The organism is Derxia gummosa DSM 723, assembly GCF_000482785.1.
GTDB lineage: Bacteria > Pseudomonadota > Gammaproteobacteria > Burkholderiales > Burkholderiaceae_E > Derxia > Derxia gummosa.
In genome coordinates, this window is sequence record NZ_AXWS01000007.1 from 111235 (window position 1) to 126913 (window position 15679).

Annotated in this window: 12 protein-coding genes; 7 read left to right on the plus strand and 5 right to left on the minus strand. The window is 72.2% G+C overall.

Translation table 11 applies throughout. The features are described from left to right. Positions 1-140: 140 nt before the first annotated feature. On the minus strand, positions 141-1073 hold the full coding sequence (gene eutC / locus H566_RS0101725) for an ethanolamine ammonia-lyase subunit EutC (protein WP_051377850.1): 933 nt from the start codon (positions 1071-1073) through the stop codon (positions 141-143). Further along, entirely contained in the window at positions 1070-2509 is a 1440-nt protein-coding gene (locus H566_RS0101730) for an ethanolamine ammonia-lyase subunit EutB (protein WP_028310060.1), read from the minus strand. Before H566_RS0101730 ends, eutC begins: the two co-directional genes overlap by 4 nt. Before the next feature lie 263 nt (positions 2510-2772). On the opposite strand from H566_RS0101730, the gene H566_RS0101735 reads away from it, so the two are divergent. Further along, entirely contained in the window at positions 2773-3114 is a 342-nt protein-coding gene (locus H566_RS0101735) for a hypothetical protein (RefSeq protein WP_028310061.1), read from the plus strand. A 194-nt stretch (positions 3115-3308) separates the two neighbouring features. Here the strand turns inward: H566_RS0101735 and eat are convergent, their stop codons facing one another. After that, positions 3309-4676, minus strand: coding sequence for an ethanolamine permease (gene eat / locus H566_RS0101740; RefSeq protein ID WP_034410284.1), 1368 nt, complete (start codon positions 4674-4676; stop codon positions 3309-3311). 149 nt (positions 4677-4825) lie between these two features. Between eat and H566_RS22360 the strand changes: the two genes are divergently transcribed. After that, positions 4826-6040, plus strand: coding sequence for a helix-turn-helix domain-containing protein (locus H566_RS22360; protein WP_051377852.1), 1215 nt, complete (start codon positions 4826-4828; stop codon positions 6038-6040). 87 nt (positions 6041-6127) lie between these two features. On the opposite strand, the gene H566_RS0101750 is transcribed toward H566_RS22360, so the two are convergent. Then, positions 6128-7057 carry a hypothetical protein gene (locus H566_RS0101750; protein WP_028310063.1) on the minus strand — a complete coding sequence of 310 codons (930 nt, stop codon included), beginning with the start codon at positions 7055-7057 and terminating at the stop codon, positions 6128-6130. A 507-nt stretch (positions 7058-7564) separates the two neighbouring features. Between H566_RS0101750 and H566_RS0101755 the strand changes: the two genes are divergently transcribed. The 5 genes from H566_RS0101755 to H566_RS0101775 are packed head-to-tail and all read left to right on the plus strand — an operon-like array spanning position 7565 to position 12452. Then, positions 7565-8509 carry an NAD-dependent epimerase/dehydratase family protein gene (locus H566_RS0101755; RefSeq protein ID WP_028310064.1) on the plus strand — a complete coding sequence of 315 codons (945 nt, stop codon included), beginning with the start codon at positions 7565-7567 and terminating at the stop codon, positions 8507-8509. Beyond that, a complete protein-coding gene (locus H566_RS0101760; protein ID WP_028310065.1) occupies positions 8497-9144 on the plus strand; it encodes a PIG-L deacetylase family protein in 648 nt (215 codons plus the stop codon). The genes H566_RS0101755 and H566_RS0101760 overlap by 13 nt, the downstream gene beginning before the upstream one ends. A 17-nt stretch (positions 9145-9161) precedes the next feature. Beyond that, complete coding sequence (locus tag H566_RS28735; protein WP_281173111.1) at positions 9162-9806, plus strand: sugar transferase; 645 nt, start codon at positions 9162-9164, stop codon at positions 9804-9806. Between the two features lies 1 nt (position 9807). Next, positions 9808-11016, plus strand: coding sequence for a glycosyltransferase (locus H566_RS0101770; protein ID WP_169732476.1), 1209 nt, complete (start codon positions 9808-9810; stop codon positions 11014-11016). Beyond that, positions 11013-12452 carry an FAD-dependent oxidoreductase gene (locus H566_RS0101775; RefSeq protein ID WP_028310067.1) on the plus strand — a complete coding sequence of 480 codons (1440 nt, stop codon included), beginning with the start codon at positions 11013-11015 and terminating at the stop codon, positions 12450-12452. Before H566_RS0101770 ends, H566_RS0101775 begins: the two co-directional genes overlap by 4 nt. Here the strand turns inward: H566_RS0101775 and gcvPB are convergent. After that, positions 12440-15502, minus strand: a complete 3063-nt coding sequence (gene gcvPB, locus H566_RS0101780; RefSeq protein WP_028310068.1) for an aminomethyl-transferring glycine dehydrogenase subunit GcvPB — start codon at positions 15500-15502, stop codon at positions 12440-12442. The genes H566_RS0101775 and gcvPB overlap by 13 nt on opposite strands. Positions 15503-15679 lie beyond the last annotated feature (177 nt).

Genomic DNA, 15679 nt, shown 5'->3' on the forward strand with positions numbered 1-15679 from the left:
GCAGGCCACGTCCATGCCCCGGACGGATTGCATGTCGCCGCGCGCCGACGCTGGCCGGCCCGGCTCGCGCGCGAGGCCGGCGCCGGGCCGGACCGCGCGACGCCGGGACGCGCCGGCAACGGCACGGCGACGCGCCCGTCTCAGCCGAGCAGGAAGTTGTCGGCCGCGCCGCCGCCTTCGAGCCTCGGCGCCGGCGACGCGGTCTCGTCCTTGAGCGCGACGCCGGTCAGGCCGCGCGCCATCGCCTCCTTCGCGAGCCAGGCGGCGCGCGCGGCGGCGTCGGCATGGGCGAGGCCGGCGTCGCGCACGTTGCTGATGCAGTTGCGCGCGGCGTCGGTCAGGCCGGGGCGCGGCGACCACGTCAGGTACAGCCCCATGCTGTCCGGCGAGCTGAGGCCGGGGCGCTCGCCGATCATCACGATGACGAGGTTGGCGTCGAGCAGCTCGCCGATCTCGTCGCCGATCGCCACCCGGCCCTGCGTGGCGATGACCACCGGCGCGACGCGCCAGCCCTCGGCGTCGATGTGGGCCCGCATCGCGCGCAGGAAGGGCGCGGCGTTGGTGGCGATCGCGAGCGAGGACAGGCCGTCCACGACGGCGAAGGCGAGGTCGAAGCGCGGGGCGGCGGTTGCGCTCGCGCCGCCAGCCGCCGCCGGGCTGGCCGGGTCGGCACCGCCGCTCGCGACCGGCCCGCCCGCCCGCCGCGCCGCGCGCGCCGCCGACAGCGCCGCGCGCGCGTCCTCGCCGAGCCGTCGGCCGAGGTCGGGCCGTTGCAGATAGATGTGCCGGTCGGCAGCCGCGCTGCTCGCGCGCAGCGTATCGAAGCCGAGCGGGCGGATCTCGCGCTCGACGGCATCGACATCGAGCGGCGCGTGCACGGCGTCGCGCGCCTGGGCGTGGGCGAGCTGGAAGTCGAGCATCGGCGCGGTCGGCAGGCTGATGCCGGCGCGGCCGAGCGCGATGCGCGCCGGTGTGTGGCGGCGCAGATGCGCCCAGGGGTTGCGCACCACGGCGGGCGCGTCGGTCGGCAAAGCCGCATCCGCGATTCGGGTTTGGGTGAGGTCGTCGGTCATGCGACGCTCCCGGTCAGCAGCTTCTCGAAGGCCGGCGGCGGCGCGCTCTCCAGCCGTGCCACGCCCTCGCCCGAGAAGATGCGCATGCGCGTGAGCCAGGCCTCGAACTCGGGCGCGGCGCGTAGCCCCAGCACCCGCCGCGCGTAGAGCGCGTCGTGAAAGCTCGTGGTCTGGTAGTTGAGCATCACGTCGTCCGAGCCGGGGATGCCCATGATGAAGTTGATGCCCGCCGCGCCCAGCAGCGTGAGCAGCACGTCCATGTCGTTCTGGTCGGCTTCGGCGTGGTTGGTGTAGCAGATGTCGCAGCCCATCGGCACGCCGAGCAGCTTGCCGCAGAAGTGGTCCTCCAGACCGGCGCGGATGATCTGCTTGCCGTCGTACAGGTACTCCGGCCCGATGAAGCCGACCACCGTGTTGACGAGCAGCGGCCTGAAGTGCCGCGCGACCGCGTAGGCGCGCGCCTCGATCGTCTGCTGGTCGCAGCCGTGATGGGCGCCGGCCGACAGCGCGCTGCCCTGCCCGGTCTCGAAGTACATGACGTGGTCGCCGCGTACCGGCTCGGCCAGCGCACTGCCGTCGAGCGCGGTGTCGAACAGCGCGCCGCGCTTCAGCGCGAGCGCCATCTCGCGCGCCTCGGCCAGCAGCGCGAGGTTGATGCCGAAGCTCGTGTTCGTGCCCTCGGTGCCGCCGATGCTCTGGAACACCAGATCGACCGGCGCGCCGCGCTTCATCGCCTCCATCGTGTTGGTCACGTGGGTGAGCACGCAGCTCTGCGTCGGGATGTCGTAGCGGCGGATGACGGCGTCGAGCATGTCGAGCAGGCGCATCACCTGGGGCACGTTGTCGGTGGCGGGATTGATGCCGATGACCGCGTCGCCGCTGCCGTAGAGCAGGCCGTCGAAGGTGCTGGCGGCGATGCCGGCCGCGTCGTCGGTGGGATGGTTGGGTTGCAGCCGCGTGGACATGCGCCCCGCCAGCCCGATCGTGCCGCGAAAGCGCGTGACCACGCGGCACTTGCGCGCGACGAGGATGAGGTCCTGGTTGCGCATGATCTTGCTCACCGCCGCGACCATCTCGGGCGTGAGACCGGGCGCGAGCGCGGCCAGCGCCAGCTCGTCGGCCTCGTCGCTCAGCAGCCAGTTGCGGAAGTCGCCGACGGTCAGGTGGGCGATCGGCGCAAAGGCTTGCGCATCGTGCGTGTCGAGGATGAGGCGGGTGACTTCGTCGGCCTCGTAGGGCACGACGGCTTCGCTCAGGAAGTGCTTCAGCGGCAGCGCGGCGAGCGTCATCTGCGCGGCGACGCGCTCCTCGGCGCTGCGCGCGGCAACGCCCGCGAGGTGGTCGCCCGAGCGTTCGGGCGTGGCGCGGGCCATGAGCGTGGCGAGGCTGTCGAACTCGAAGCTGCGCGCGCCGATGGTGTGGCGATGGACGGTCATGGGGTTTACCTCGACATGATCGGAATGGGGGATTGCTGCGCCGCCGCGACGGCGCTTGCACAGGCTTGCAGCGGCGCCAGCAATGGCGCGGGTTTGCCGGCGGCAATGCAGCGCAGCAGGCGCGCCGGCTGCATCAACCCGAGTGCCAGCCGCGCCGACACGGGCATGCGGCGCAGGCCGACAGGCGGTGCCTGGCGCCCGTCGCAACCTGTGTCTGCCGCGACGTTGAGCGCGGTCTTCGATTCCGTACAAGGAGACTTACGATGAGCCAGCAACAAGGCAGTCAGGGCAAGAACCAGCAGCAGTCGAACCAGGCCGGCACCGACATGGGCAACCAGCAATCGCAGCAGTCCAACCAGTCGGGCCGCAACCAGCAGCAAGGCGGCGGCGGCAACGCCAACCAGTCTCAGCAATCGGGGCAGGACCGTGACCAGCTCCAGGGCGGCCAGCAATCGGGCCGCCAGCAGGACCAGCAAAGCCAGTCGGGCAGCCAGCGCAACCAGCAAGGCGGCCAGAGCAACCAGCAATCGGACATCTCGGGCGGGCAATCGCGCCAGCAGGACGATCAGGGCGGCAGCAGCCGTCAGTCGAAGCAGAGCACCTGATCGGCATCGAGCCGTGAGGCCAGCGCCGTGACCCTGCACGTATCGACGCACGGTCACTGATCGACGACGCTGGCGCACGACAGGCCGGGCGAAAGCCCGGCCTTTTTCATGTGCGGCGGATGCATCTTCAGGCGGCGGCGCGGTGACAGGCATGGCACCGCCCGTCGCGCCGACGCTTCGCATCGCTTGCCTGCTCAAACCGCCGTCGCCGCGCGCACCGCGCGCCGCGAACGGGTCGCCAGGAAGTACAGATAGCCCAGCGCCATCAGCCCGACGAACACGCCGGCGATCAGCGGGTTGTAGTAGGTCATCGCCACGAGGCAGACCACGGCCGCGAGCAGCGCGAAGCCCGGCACCACCGGGAAGCCCGGCGCGCGGAAGCTGCGCGGCAGGCCCGGCTCGGTGGCGCGCAGCTTGAACAGGCTGGCCATGCTCAGGATGTACATGACGATCGCGCCGAACACCGACATCGTCACGATGTTGGCGGTGAGCGTCTGGCCGCCGAAGGTGATGAGCTCGTCGCTGAAGATCGCGGCAATGCCGACGATGCCGCCCGCGAGAATGGCCAGATGCGGCGTGCGGAACTTCGGATGCACGCGGCCCAGCAGCTCGGGCAGATAGCCGGCGCGCGACAGCGCGAAGATCTGGCGCGAGTAGCCGAGGATGATCCCGTGGAAGCTCGCGATCAGCCCGAACAGGCCGAGCCACACCAGCATGTGCAGCCAGCCGCTGTTGTCGCCGACGATGAGCTTCATCGCCTGGGGCAGCGGATCGTTGATGTTGGCGAGCTGGGTCCAGTCGCCTGCGCCGCCGGCAAACAGCATCACGCCGATGGCGAGCACGACGAGCGTCAGGATGCCGGCGATGTAGGCGATGGGAATCGACCGCTTCGGGTCGCGCGCCTCCTCGGCCGCCATCGCCACGCCCTCGATCGCGAGGAAGAACCAGATCGCGAATGGGATCGCCGCGAACATGCCCGGCACCGACGCGAGGCTGAACGCATCCTCGCCCGACCAGCCGCCCTTCACGAAGTTGGCGACGCTGAAGCCCGGCGACACCACGCCCATGAACACGAGCAGCTCGAAGATCGCGACCAGCGTCACGAACAGCTCGAAGGTCGCGGCGATCTGCACGCCGACGATGTTCAGGCCCATGAACACGAGATAGGCGCCGAGCGCTGCGATCTTCGGATCGAGCGCCGGAAACTGCACGTTGAGATAGGCGCCGATCGCGAGCGAGATGGCCGGCGGCGCGAACACGAATTCCACCAGCGTCGCGAAGCCGGCCAGATAGCCGCCCACCGGCCCGAAGGCGCGGCGCGAGTACTCGAAAGGCCCGCCGGCGTGCGGGATGGACGTGGTCAGCTCGGTGAAGCTGAAGATGAAGCAGGCGTACATCGCCGCGATGAAGATGGCGGTGACCATGAAGCCGAGCGTGCCGGCCGAGGCCCAGCCGAAGCTCCAGCCGAAGTATTCGCCCGAGATCACGAGGCCCACGGCGATGCCCCATAGCTGGAGCGTGCCGAGCGATTTGTGCAGCGCCGGTTCGGTGTTGGTTGTCATGCGCGGTCCTGTTCGAGAGAGGGCCGCGCCGCTGAAAGGTGGACGTAGGTTCAGTGGCGCGGCGGTTGCTTTTTTCGATGCAGCACGCCGAGGCTAGGACCGCGATCCGGCCCGGCGTTATCGAAATTCGGCAAGTTTCCGGAGGTGGCATGCGCCCGACCTCGACCGCTCTTCAGCATCCGTCCACCGCGCCCGCTGGCGTGCCTTTCCTGCGCGGCGCCGCGTTCGTCGGCCGCGATGGCGCGCCCGTCCCGCGCCAGCAACCGTTCAGTACCCGCCGCATCCGCGCCCACGATGCCGACGAGCACGCGCGCAACCTCAGCGGCTGGGACCAGGAATACGACCAGCTCGCGCCCGGCAGCTTCGACGGCGAGCTGGCGGAGTTCTGGATCGACTCGGTGCAGGTGTTCCGCGAGCGCACCAGTCACGCCGTGCGCCAGACCTGCCGCATCCGCGATGACGCAATCTGGTGCGGCATACCGGTGGTGCATGACGGGACGCGCATCGAGGGCCGCACCGTCGGCGCCGACGGCGTGATGCTGCGCGCGGGCGGCAGCGCCTTCGAGCTGCTGACGCCGTCGTCGCACGACATCTTCGGCGTGGTGGCCGGGCGCGATGCGCTCGAAGGCTATGCGGATGCGATCGGCTGCCGCATCGACGCCGGCCGGCTCGCGGGGCCGGGCTGGTGGCAGGTGGGCGAGGCGCGGCGCGCGCAGGCGCTGCTGCAACTGGGCGCGCTGCTCGACGGCGCGCTTGCCAACGGCGTGTGGGCCGGCGCGGCGGCGGGCGCGACCGACGCCGGCCTGCCCGGCACTGCCGCCCGGCACCGCGACGCGCGCCCGGCCGGCATCGACGCGCCCGCCGGCCCCATGCACGACGCCGCGCGCCGCCAGCTCCAGCAATCGGTGCTCGACGTGCTCGTCGGCCTGCTCGAAGCGCCGACCGAACCGCCGCGCGGCCATGCGAGCTTCGCGCGGCGCCAGCAGCTCGTGCGCGCGATCTGCGACGCGGTGCGCGCCGAGCCCGACGCCGTGCCCACCGTGCCCGAGCTGTGCCAGCGCTTTCACGTCAGCCGCCGCGCGCTGCAATACGCCTTCGAGGAAGTGCTGGGCGCGAGTCCGGTCGTGTGGCTGCGCACGCTGCGGCTCAACGCGGTGCGGCGGCGGCTGCGCGAGGCGGCCGTCGGCGCGCGCGCCCTGCCCGGCGCCGACGCGGCCGGCACGAAGGTCGGCGCCGGGACTGCGCAGCACGGCGCGTCGATCGGCGATATCGCCTCGGCTCACGGCTTCTGGAACCTGAGCCAGTTCTCGACCGACTACCGCAAGCTCTTCGGCGAGCGGCCGTCGCAGACGCTCGGACGTTGAGGCGGGCGGCTGTCGGGGGCAATCCGGCGCGGAGACGGGCTGCCGCCCGGCCCGGCGCCGATCAGGCCCGGCCGGCGCGCGCCGCCGTCATTCGCTGAAGCGCAGCCCGACGGCGATCATCCGCTGCGAACGCGTGTAGTCCGACAGCGTGGCCATCGGACCGGAATGCAGCCGCAGGTAGAGCGGCAGCGCATGGCTCTGGTCGAGGCTCAGGCCGACATCGACCGAATCGGTCGCGAAGCCGCGATCGCCGGCGCGGTAGGTCACGTCGGCCAGCGCCAGGTCGCCGAAGCGGTGCTCGACGATGAGCCGGTAGCGGTCGTAGTCGCGGAAGCTGGTGTTCGTGCCCGCGAGCGGCCCCCAGGTGATGTCGGAATCGGTGGTGGCGAAGTACTTGACGCGGGTACGCACCAGCACGCTCTCCTCGTTGCCGAACGCGGCCTCGCCCGAGACGAAATTCATGCTGCGGCTGATGCCGTCGAAGTAGCGGTGGTTGCCGGCCGCGTATTCCTCCTGGGCGCGGGCGATGTCGCGCTCGGAGCGGCTGCCGATGGTCTGGCCGTCGGAGCTGTGTTCGAGGCCGAAGTCGACCCAGTCGAGCATCGGCCCCTGGGCGTACCAGCGCAGGTGCAGCGCGGGGTTGCTGATGCGGTTGACGACCGGGCTGGAGGGCCGGCTGAGCATGTAGTAGTCGAACTCGCCGGTGTAGGAGATGAAGGCTTCGGCGCCCGGTTCCAGCCGCACCGGATGGTCGATGGTGCGCAGCGCGCCGTCGCTGGCCCAGGCGACGTAGCGCAGCGAGAAGTCGCCGCGCAGCGCCGAGTCGTCGCCAGTGGCGCTGCGGTGGACGATGGCGTTGGTCTCGTAGGGCAGCAGGCGGCAGGCGCCGAGCCAGGCAGGGCCGGGCTGGCTGCAGGGGTCGGGGTCGGCGGCATCGGCGGCCCGGGCAGGCTGGAGGGCGAGTGCGAGGCTCCCGGCGAGCGCCAGCGCGACGGGGAACAGCGAGCTTCTGTTCATCGGGCAATCCTTCCGGTGGAGGAGTTTCCGTGCCGGACGGTCCGGCACGGCGGGGTTGCCCAGTAGAGATTTCCGAAGTTGTTGGCCAGCTTTCAGTCGTGGCGTGCCTGGTGAGCGCAGGTGTCGGCGCATAGGCATGCGGCGCGGTGCCGTCCCGCCGATGCCGGCGGACCGCCTTCAGGCTCGCGGTCGCGCGACTTCAGCATGCCGACAGTCCCGCGACCGCCTGTCGGCCCGAGCCGCTGCCAACGGCCAGCCGCGCGCCGGACCGACATGACCGACGCGATCAGCCGATGCGGGCGGCGGCGGGCAAGGGAGCCGATGGCTGTTACAAACCGGGCCGACCACCGCCGCGCCGACGGCGGTCCGCCCGCGCCGTCACCGCAAGCCCGTCGAAAGCGTAACGGCCCGTTCCCGCTCCCCCGGCTTCCTGCCTAGAGTCCGCCGTGCCGGCAGGGGCGTTCATCTCGAAGCCCGGTCCGGCCCACGAGCAGGAGGCGCACAGCCATGAAATCGGTCGTGATCGGCGGTGCCGGCTTCGTCGGGCGGGCCGTCTGCAATGAACTCGTCGCGCGTGGTGACACGGTCATCGCGCTCGATCCCTCGCCGCCGCACAAGGGCAGCCTGGCCGAAGGCGTGCAGCACATGACCGGCGACGTGCTCGACAAGGCCAGCCTGCGGCCGGCGCTTGAAGGTGCGGACGAGGTCTATCTTCTGGCCGCGCGGCTCGGCACCTCCGAGCTGGAGACCGAGCTGCGCACCGCCATCCACACCAATGTGCTCGGCGCGATCAACGTGTTCGAGGCGGCGGTCGAGGCCCGGGTGCCGCGCGCCTTCCTCGCCTCCAAGCCGAGCGTCTGGCTCAACGTGTACACCATCACCAAGTTCGCGGCCGAGCAGTCGGCGCGGCTGCTGACGCGCTACCACCCGATCGGCATCAGCGTGCTGCGCTACCTGAACATCTACGGCCCGGGCCAGAAGCTCTACCCGGTGCGCAAGGTGCTGCCGATCTTCGCGGCGCAGGCGCTGCGCGGCCTGCCCTTGCAGGTGTACGGCGAGGGCGACCAGACCGTGGACATGCTGTTCGTGGACGACGCCGCCCGCCTGACGGTAGACGTGATGCGCGCGCCCTTCGACGGCGAGGTGCACGACTGCGGCACCGGCGTCGAGATGACCGTGCTGGAGGTGGCGCGGGCGGTCAACGAGCATTTCGGCAACCGTGCCGGCATCCAGCATGTGCCGATGCGCAAGGGCGAGACGCCGCACACCCGGCTCGTCGCCAACCTCGATCCGCTGCGCCGCCTGCTCGGCGACGACCTGCGCTTCACGCCCTGGCCGAAGGCGCTTGCGACCTCGCTCGACTGGTATGCGCGCCGCCCCGCGCACGAGATCGACGCCGCCCTCACCTTCTGGGGCATGGCCCAGCCCTACGGCATGGCGTGGACGTCCTGAACCGGCGCGTCGCGGCCATCGTGGCCCATCCCGACGACGAGACGCTCGGCTGCGGCGGCACGCTGCACCGCTTTGCGCGGCTGGGCGCCGACTGCCGCGTGGTGCTCGCGCTGCGGCGCGCCGACCGCCGCATCGGCGACGGCTGGCCGGCGCTGGTAGGGCAGTTCCGCGCCGCCTGCGCGCGGCTCGGCGCCACGCCTGAGCTGCTGCCCGACGCCCTGCCCGACATCACCGCCGACCGCGACATCGAGGCGCTGCACGAGGCCATCCTGCCCGCCGTCGAATGGAGCGACATCGTCCTCACCCATGCGCCCGGCGACAGCCATCAGGCGCACCGCGCCGTGTCGCGGGCGGTCGAGATCGCGACGCGGCCCTTCCGGCGCCGCCGCACGGTCGCGCTGTTCGAGGTCGCCAGCTCCACCGACCAGGCCTGGAGCAACGGCTTCGCGCCCAACTTCCATGTGCTGCTCGACGCCGGCGATGTCGCCGCCAAGCTCGACGCGATCGCGCTGTACGCGGGCGAGCAGGCGCCCGGCCGCCGCCCCGCCGATGTGGAAGTGCTGCTGCGCCATCGCGGCTGCCAGGTCGGCGCCGAGCATGCCGAGGCCTTCATGCTGGCCCGGCATTTCGCGTGAGGCGGGCGATGAGCAGCGTGCTCGCCACTCCCCGCGCGACGGCCCCGGCCCGGGGCGCGCCCGGCCCGCTCACGCGGCTGATCGCGCTGCTGCTGTTCATGGCGAGCGCGCCGCTGTGGCTCGGCGCGGCGCTCGCCATCCGCCGCCACGGGCCGGGGCCGGTGTTCTTCCGCCAGCGCCGCCTCGGCCGTGACGGCCGCCCCTTCCTGATCTGGAAGCTGCGCACCATGCACACCGACGCGCCCGCGCGGCTGCGACGCTGGCTCGCGTCCGACCCGGCCGTGCGCGCGCGCTGGGAAGCCTTCGGCTGCCTCGACGACGACCCGCGCATCTGCGGCCGCGCCGGGCGCTTCGCGCGCCACTTCAGCCTCGACGAGCTGCCGCAGCTGCTCAACGTCATGGCGGGCGAGATGGCGCTGGTCGGCCCGCGTCCGCTGCCCGAAGACCTCGCCCTCGCGCTGCCGCCCGCCGTGCGCGCATGGCGCGAGGCCCTGCCGCCGGGCATGACCGGGCTGTGGCAGGTGCGCCGGCGCAGCGAGGTGTCGCTGCGGCAGATGCTCGCCTACGATCGGCTCTATGCCCGCCGCCGCTCGCGCGCGCTGGATGCGCGGCTGCTGCTCGCCACGCTGCCGGCGGTGCTCGGCGCGCGCGGCGCGGTCTGACATGAGCCTCGCCGCCGGCCTGCACGTGGCCGTGGTGCACGACTGGCTCGTCACCTTCGGCGGCGCCGAACGCGTGCTACACGAGATCCTGCTCACCTTCCCGCAGGCCGACCTGTTCGCCGTGGTGGAAGACCTGCCCGCCGCCCAGCGCGGGCTCTTTCCGGCGCGCATCGCCACCAGCTTCATCCAGCGCCTGCCGGGCGCGCGCCGGCATTACTGGTACTACGCACCGCTCATGCCGCTGGCCATCGAGCAGCTCGACCTCGGCGGCTACGACCTCGTCATCTCGTGCAGCCACGCGGTCGCGCGCGGCGTGCTGGTCGGGCCGGACCAGGTGCATGTGTCCTATGTGCATTCGCCGATGCGCTTCGTCTGGGACCTCCAGGCCGACTACCTGCGCAACTTCGGCTGGACGCGCGGGCCGAAACGCTGGCTGGCCTCGCTGCTGTTCCATTACCTGCGCGGCTGGGACCAGCGCGCCACGCCCTCGGTCGATCTGCATCTCGCGGCCTCGCACTTCATCGCGCGGCGCATCCGCCAGTGCTGGGGCGTCGATGCGACCGTGCTGTCGCCGCCGATCGACATCGACCGCTTCCGGCCCGACCCGGCGGTGGCGCGCCGCGACGGCCATTACCTCGCGGGCGCGATCCACAACCCGTTCAAGCGGCTCGACCTGCTGGTGCGCGCCTTCAACCGCATGCCCGAGCGCCGGCTCACGGTGTTCGGCGCCGGCCCGCAAGGCGAGACGCTGCGGCGCCTGGCGGGGCCGAACATCGACTTCACCGGCTTCCTGCAACCGGCCGAGGTGCATGCCGAATTCCTGCGCGCGCCGGCCTACCTGTCGGCCGGCACCGAGGATTTCGGCATGGCGATGGTCGAGGCCCAGGCCTGCGGCACGCCGGTGATCGCCTACGCGCGCGGCGGCGCGAGCGAGATCGTGCGGCCGCTCGACGATCCGCACGGCCAGCCGACCGGCGTGCTGTTCGACGCGCTCACCGAGGACGCGGTGATCGAGGCGGTGCGGCGCTTTGAGACCGGGCGGACACGCATCCGGGCCGCCGACTGCCGCGCCAATGCGATGCGTTTCGCGGCCGCCGGCTTCCGCGCCCGGCTCGCCGCGCTCGTGGACGACACGCTCGCCGCGCATCGCCGCGAGCGCGCGGCCAGCCGCGCCGACGCCCGGCCGCTCGCGCCGGAGGACGGCGCATGACGCCCGCCACGACGGACGACCGCCCGCCGATCGTCGTCATCGGCGCCGGCCCGGCCGGCCTCGGCGCCGCCTGGACGCTGGCGCATGCCGGCGAGCGCATCTGCCTCGTCGAGCGCGACACGCAGGCGGGCGGCCTGTGCCGCAGCCTGCGGCGCGGCGCGCTCACGGTGGACCTCGGCGCTCACTACCTGTCCACCGAGCTGCCCGAGGTGCGCGGCCTCATCGCCGCCCTGCTCGGCGACGAGGTGCTGCGCCTGCGCCGCCTGACCGGCTTCTTCTGGCGCGGGCGCCATCACGCCTATCCGCCGCGCCTGCCCGAACTGGCCCGCCATCTGCCGCCCGGCGAGCTGGCCGGCTTCGTGACCGGGTTGGTCAGGGCGCGGCTCGCGCCCGGCGACGCCGACAGCCATGCCGCGACGCTGCGCGCCCACTACGGCGCGCCGCTGTACGACGCCTTCTTCGCGCCCTATCTGCGCAAGGTCTGGGGCATGGACGCCGACGAGCTGGACCCCGGCACGCAATCCGGGCGCGCCGACGGCAGCTTCGGCCTCTGGCTCGCGGCCCGCTGGCGCGCGCTCATGCACGGCGCCGACGCCGGCCGGCATGACGCCGAGGTGTTCTATCCGCCCGACGGCATCGGCAGCTTCTACGAGGCGATCGCCGGCTGGCTGCGCGCGCAGGGCCATGAGCTGCGCATGGGGCGGGAAGTGGTGGCGATCGAGCATGCGGACGGCCGCATCACCGGCCTGCGGCTGCGCGCGGCCGACGGGGAGGAATCGCACCTGCCCTGCCGCGGCCTGCTGTCGTCGATGCCGCTGCGGCTGCTGGCCACGCGGCTGTCGCCGGCGCTGCCGGCACCGCTGCTCGCCGATGCCGGCGCGCTGCGCATGCGCAGCACCGTGCTGGTCTATCTCGTCCAGCGCGACACCCGGCCGTTTCCCGAGCATTCGGTGTACGTGACCGACGCCGGCCTCGGCATGACGCGGCTGACCAACTTCACCAACTGGTCGCCGCGCCTCATGCCCGGCCCCGGCCTCACCTGCCTGTGCTGCGAATACTGGTGCGATGCCGGCGACGCCGTCTGGACCGCCGACGAGGCGGCGCTGGTGACGCTGGCGCGCGAGGAACTGGCCGCCATGGGCCTCGCCGACGACGCGCCGCCGATCGACAGCTTCGTGGTGCGGCTGGCGGGCACGCATCCGGTGCTCGACCGCGCGGGCCGGGCGGCGCGCGAGCGGCTCGGCGCCGCGCTCGACGGCTTCGGGAACCTGGTCGTCACCGGCCGGGGCGGCGCCTTCGGCCATCTCGACCAGGACCGGGCGCTGGTCGATGGCATCGAGGCGGCCCGGCGGCTTCTGGCGAAGCCGGCAGCCGGCGGCATGGCGCCGCCGGCTCCGGCCCGTGACGGGCCGGTTCCGGGCGATCAGCCCTCGTAATCCGACACCGGCGGGCAGCTGCACATGATGTTGCGGTCGCCCCAGACGTTGTCCACGCGCGCCACCGGCGGCCAGTACTTGGCGCCCGGCGCCTTGAGCGAGCCCAGCGGATACGCGGCCAGCTCGCGCGAATAGGCATGCGGCCAGTCGCTCGCGCTGACCTGGTCGGCGGTGTGCGGCGCGTGACGCAGCGGGTTGTCCTCGCGGTCGAGGCGGCCTTCTTCGACGGCGCGGATCTCGTCGCGGATGGCGACCATCGCAGCGATGAAGCGGTCCAGCTCCTCCTTCGATTCCGACTCGGTCGGTTCGACCATCAGCGTGCCCGCGACCGGGAAGCTGAGCGTCGGCGCATGGAAGCCGTAGTCGATGAGGCGCTTGGCGACGTCCTCGGCGCCGACGCCGGTCGCGTCCTTGAGCGGGCGCAGGTCGAGGATGCACTCGTGCGCCACCAGCCCGTTGCGGCCGCTGTAGAGCACCGGGTAATGCGGCGCGAGCTTGGCGGCGATGTAGTTGGCGTTGAGCAGCGCCACCTCGGTCGCGCGCCTGAGGCCCGAGGCGCCCATCATCGCGATGTACATCCACGAGATCGGCAGGATGCTGGCCGAGCCGTGGTCGGCGGCGCTGACCATGTGGCCGACCTTGCCGTCGGCGAGCGTGTCGTCGCCATGCGGCAGATGGCCGGGCAGGAAGGGCGCGAGATGCGCCTTGACCGCCACCGGGCCGACGCCCGGCCCGCCGCCGCCGTGCGGGATGCAGAAGGTCTTGTGCAGGTTGAGGTGGGACACGTCGCTGCCGAACCTGCCCGGCGCCGCGAGGCCGACGAGCGCGTTCATGTTGGCGCCGTCGGTGTACACCTGCCCGCCGTGGGCATGAACGACGTCGCAGATCTCGACGATGGCTTCCTCGAACACGCCGTGGGTGGACGGGTAGGTGACCATCAGCGCCGCCAGCGTGGCCGAATGCTTCTCGGCCTTGGCGCGCAGGTCGGCCACATCGACGTTGCCGTTGGCGTCGCACTTCACGACAACGACTTCCATGCCGCACATCTGGGCCGAGGCCGGGTTGGTGCCGTGCGCGCTTTCCGGGATCAGGCAGATGTGGCGATGGCCCTCGCCGCGCGCGCGGTGGTACGCGCGGATGGCGAGCAGGCCGGCATATTCGCCCTGGGCGCCCGAGTTGGGCTGGAAGCTGACGGCGTCATAGCCGGTGCAGGCGCAGAGCATCTTCTCCAGCTCGTCGATGAGCTGGGCGTAGCCGAGCGCCTGTTCGTGCGGCACATGCGGATGCAGCTGCGCGAAGCCGGGCCACGTCACCGGGATCATCTCGGCCGTGGCGTTGAGCTTCATGGTGCAGGAGCCGAGCGGGATCATCGAACGGTCGAGCGCGAGATCCTGGTCGGCGAGGCGGCGCAGGTAGCGCAGCATCGCGGTCTCGCTGCGATGGGTGTTGAACACCGGATGCGCGAGATAGCCGCTGGCGCGGATGAGCGCGGGCGGGAGGGCGTGCTCGAAGGCGGGCACGGCGGTGAGGGCCGAAGCGCCGGCCGACGCGGCGCCAGCCGTTGCGCCCGCCATGCCGACCGACGCGCCCTGCCCCGCCGCCGCCGAGCGCGCTTCCAGCCGGTCGGCGTCGGCGCGTACCTCGTCGTCGCGCAGCGTCACGCCAAACAATGCGAGCAGCGCGCGCACGTCGGCGGCGGTGGTCGTCTCGTCGAGGCTGATGCCGACGGTCGCGGCGTCGATGTGGCGCAGGTTGATGCGGTTGGCGCGGGCGCTGGCGTGGATGCGCTCGGCGTCGATGTCCGTCACGGTGATCGTGTCGAAGAAGAATTCCTGCGGCACGGTGAAGCCGGCGGTGCGCAGCTCCCCCGCGAGCGCGGCCGCGAGGCGGTGCACGCGCAGCGCGATGCGGCGCAGGCCCTCGGGGCCGTGCCAGACGGCGTACATGCTCGCCATGACCGCGAGCAGCACCTGCGCCGTGCAGATGTTGGACGTGGCCTTCTCGCGCCGGATGTGCTGCTCGCGCGTCTGGAGCGTGAGGCGGTAGGCCGGCTTGCCGCGCGCGTCGATGCTCACGCCGACAAGGCGGCCGGGCATCGAGCGCTTGTAGGCGTCGCGGCAGGCGAGGAAGGCGGCGTGCGGGCCGCCATAGCCCATCGGCACGCCGAAGCGCTGGCTGCTGCCGACGACGATGTCGGCGCCCCATTCGCCGGGCGGCGCGATGACGGTGCAGGCGAGCAGGTCGGCCGACACGGCGAGGACGGCGCCGGCGGCATGGGCCGCGTCGGCGAGCGCGCGCCAGTCGCGGATCGCGCCGGTCGAGCCGGGGTATTGCACGAGATAGCCGAAGGCGCCCGGCGTGGTGACGGCCGCGCCGCCGATCGGGCTGGCGGCGTCGGCGGGCGAGGCGGCGGCGCTGGCTTCGGCGAGCAGCTCGGCGTCGCTGAGGACGGCCAGCTCGATGCCGAGCGCCTCGGCGCGCGTCGCGAGCACCGCGAGCGTCTGCGGATGGCAGTCGGCCGAGGCGACGAAGCGGTGGCTCTTGCTCTTGGCCGAGCGCTTGGCCAGCGTCATCGCCTCGGCGGCGGCGGTGGCTTCGTCGAGCAGCGAGGCATTGCCGATTTCCATGCCCGTCAGGTCGCAGACCATGGTCTGGAAGTTGACTAGCGCCTCCATGCGGCCCTGCGAGATCTCGGCCTGGTAGGGCGTGTAGGCCGTGTACCAGGCGGGGTTCTCGAGGATGTTGCGCAGGATGACCTTGGGCGTGAACGTGCCGTGGTAGCCGCAGCCGATGTGGCTGCGGAATTGCAGGTTGCGCGCGGCAACGCGCTCCAGCTTCGCGAGGGCTTCTTCCTCGGTGAGCGGCGCGGCGAGGTCGAGCGCGCCCTTCAGCCGGATCGAGTCGGGGACGATGGCTTCGACCAGCGTGTCGAGGGTGGGCGAATCGGCTGCCGGCAGGACCGTCGCCAGCATCGCGGCGAGGTCGGAATCGCGCGGGCCGAGGTGGCGCTGGCAGAAGGCGTCGTGGTGTTCGAGATCGGTGAAGGACATGGCGTTGGAATGACCGTAAAGCTTGCGCGCGGGCCGGGGGTCGGTCGGCTCGGGCGGCGGATGGCGCGCCGGGCGGCGGGAGCCGGGCGGGCGGGCCTGGGCGGGCGGCGTCAGACCGTCCGGCACCGGGCCTGCGCGCGGGCTTCACCGGTCAGGGCCGGTGGAGGCGGGCGGCAG

Excerpts from the sequence above, each read along its gene's own strand:
- eutC (WP_051377850.1), bottom strand. The coding sequence starts at position 1,073 with ATGACCGACGACCTCACCCAAACCCGAATCGCGGATGCGGCTTTGCCG.
- H566_RS0101730 (WP_028310060.1), bottom strand. The coding sequence starts at position 2,509 with ATGACCGTCCATCGCCACACCATCGGCGCGCGCAGCTTCGAGTTCGAC.
- H566_RS0101735 (WP_028310061.1), top strand. The coding sequence starts at position 2,773 with ATGAGCCAGCAACAAGGCAGTCAGGGCAAGAACCAGCAGCAGTCGAAC.
- eat (WP_034410284.1), bottom strand. The coding sequence starts at position 4,676 with ATGACAACCAACACCGAACCGGCGCTGCACAAATCGCTCGGCACGCTC.
- H566_RS22360 (WP_051377852.1), top strand. The coding sequence starts at position 4,826 with ATGCGCCCGACCTCGACCGCTCTTCAGCATCCGTCCACCGCGCCCGCT.
- H566_RS0101750 (WP_028310063.1), bottom strand. The coding sequence starts at position 7,057 with ATGAACAGAAGCTCGCTGTTCCCCGTCGCGCTGGCGCTCGCCGGGAGC.
- H566_RS0101755 (WP_028310064.1), top strand. The coding sequence starts at position 7,565 with ATGAAATCGGTCGTGATCGGCGGTGCCGGCTTCGTCGGGCGGGCCGTC.
- H566_RS0101770 (WP_169732476.1), top strand. The coding sequence starts at position 9,808 with ATGAGCCTCGCCGCCGGCCTGCACGTGGCCGTGGTGCACGACTGGCTC.
- H566_RS0101775 (WP_028310067.1), top strand. The coding sequence starts at position 11,013 with ATGACGCCCGCCACGACGGACGACCGCCCGCCGATCGTCGTCATCGGC.
- gcvPB (WP_028310068.1), bottom strand. The coding sequence starts at position 15,502 with ATGTCCTTCACCGATCTCGAACACCACGACGCCTTCTGCCAGCGCCAC.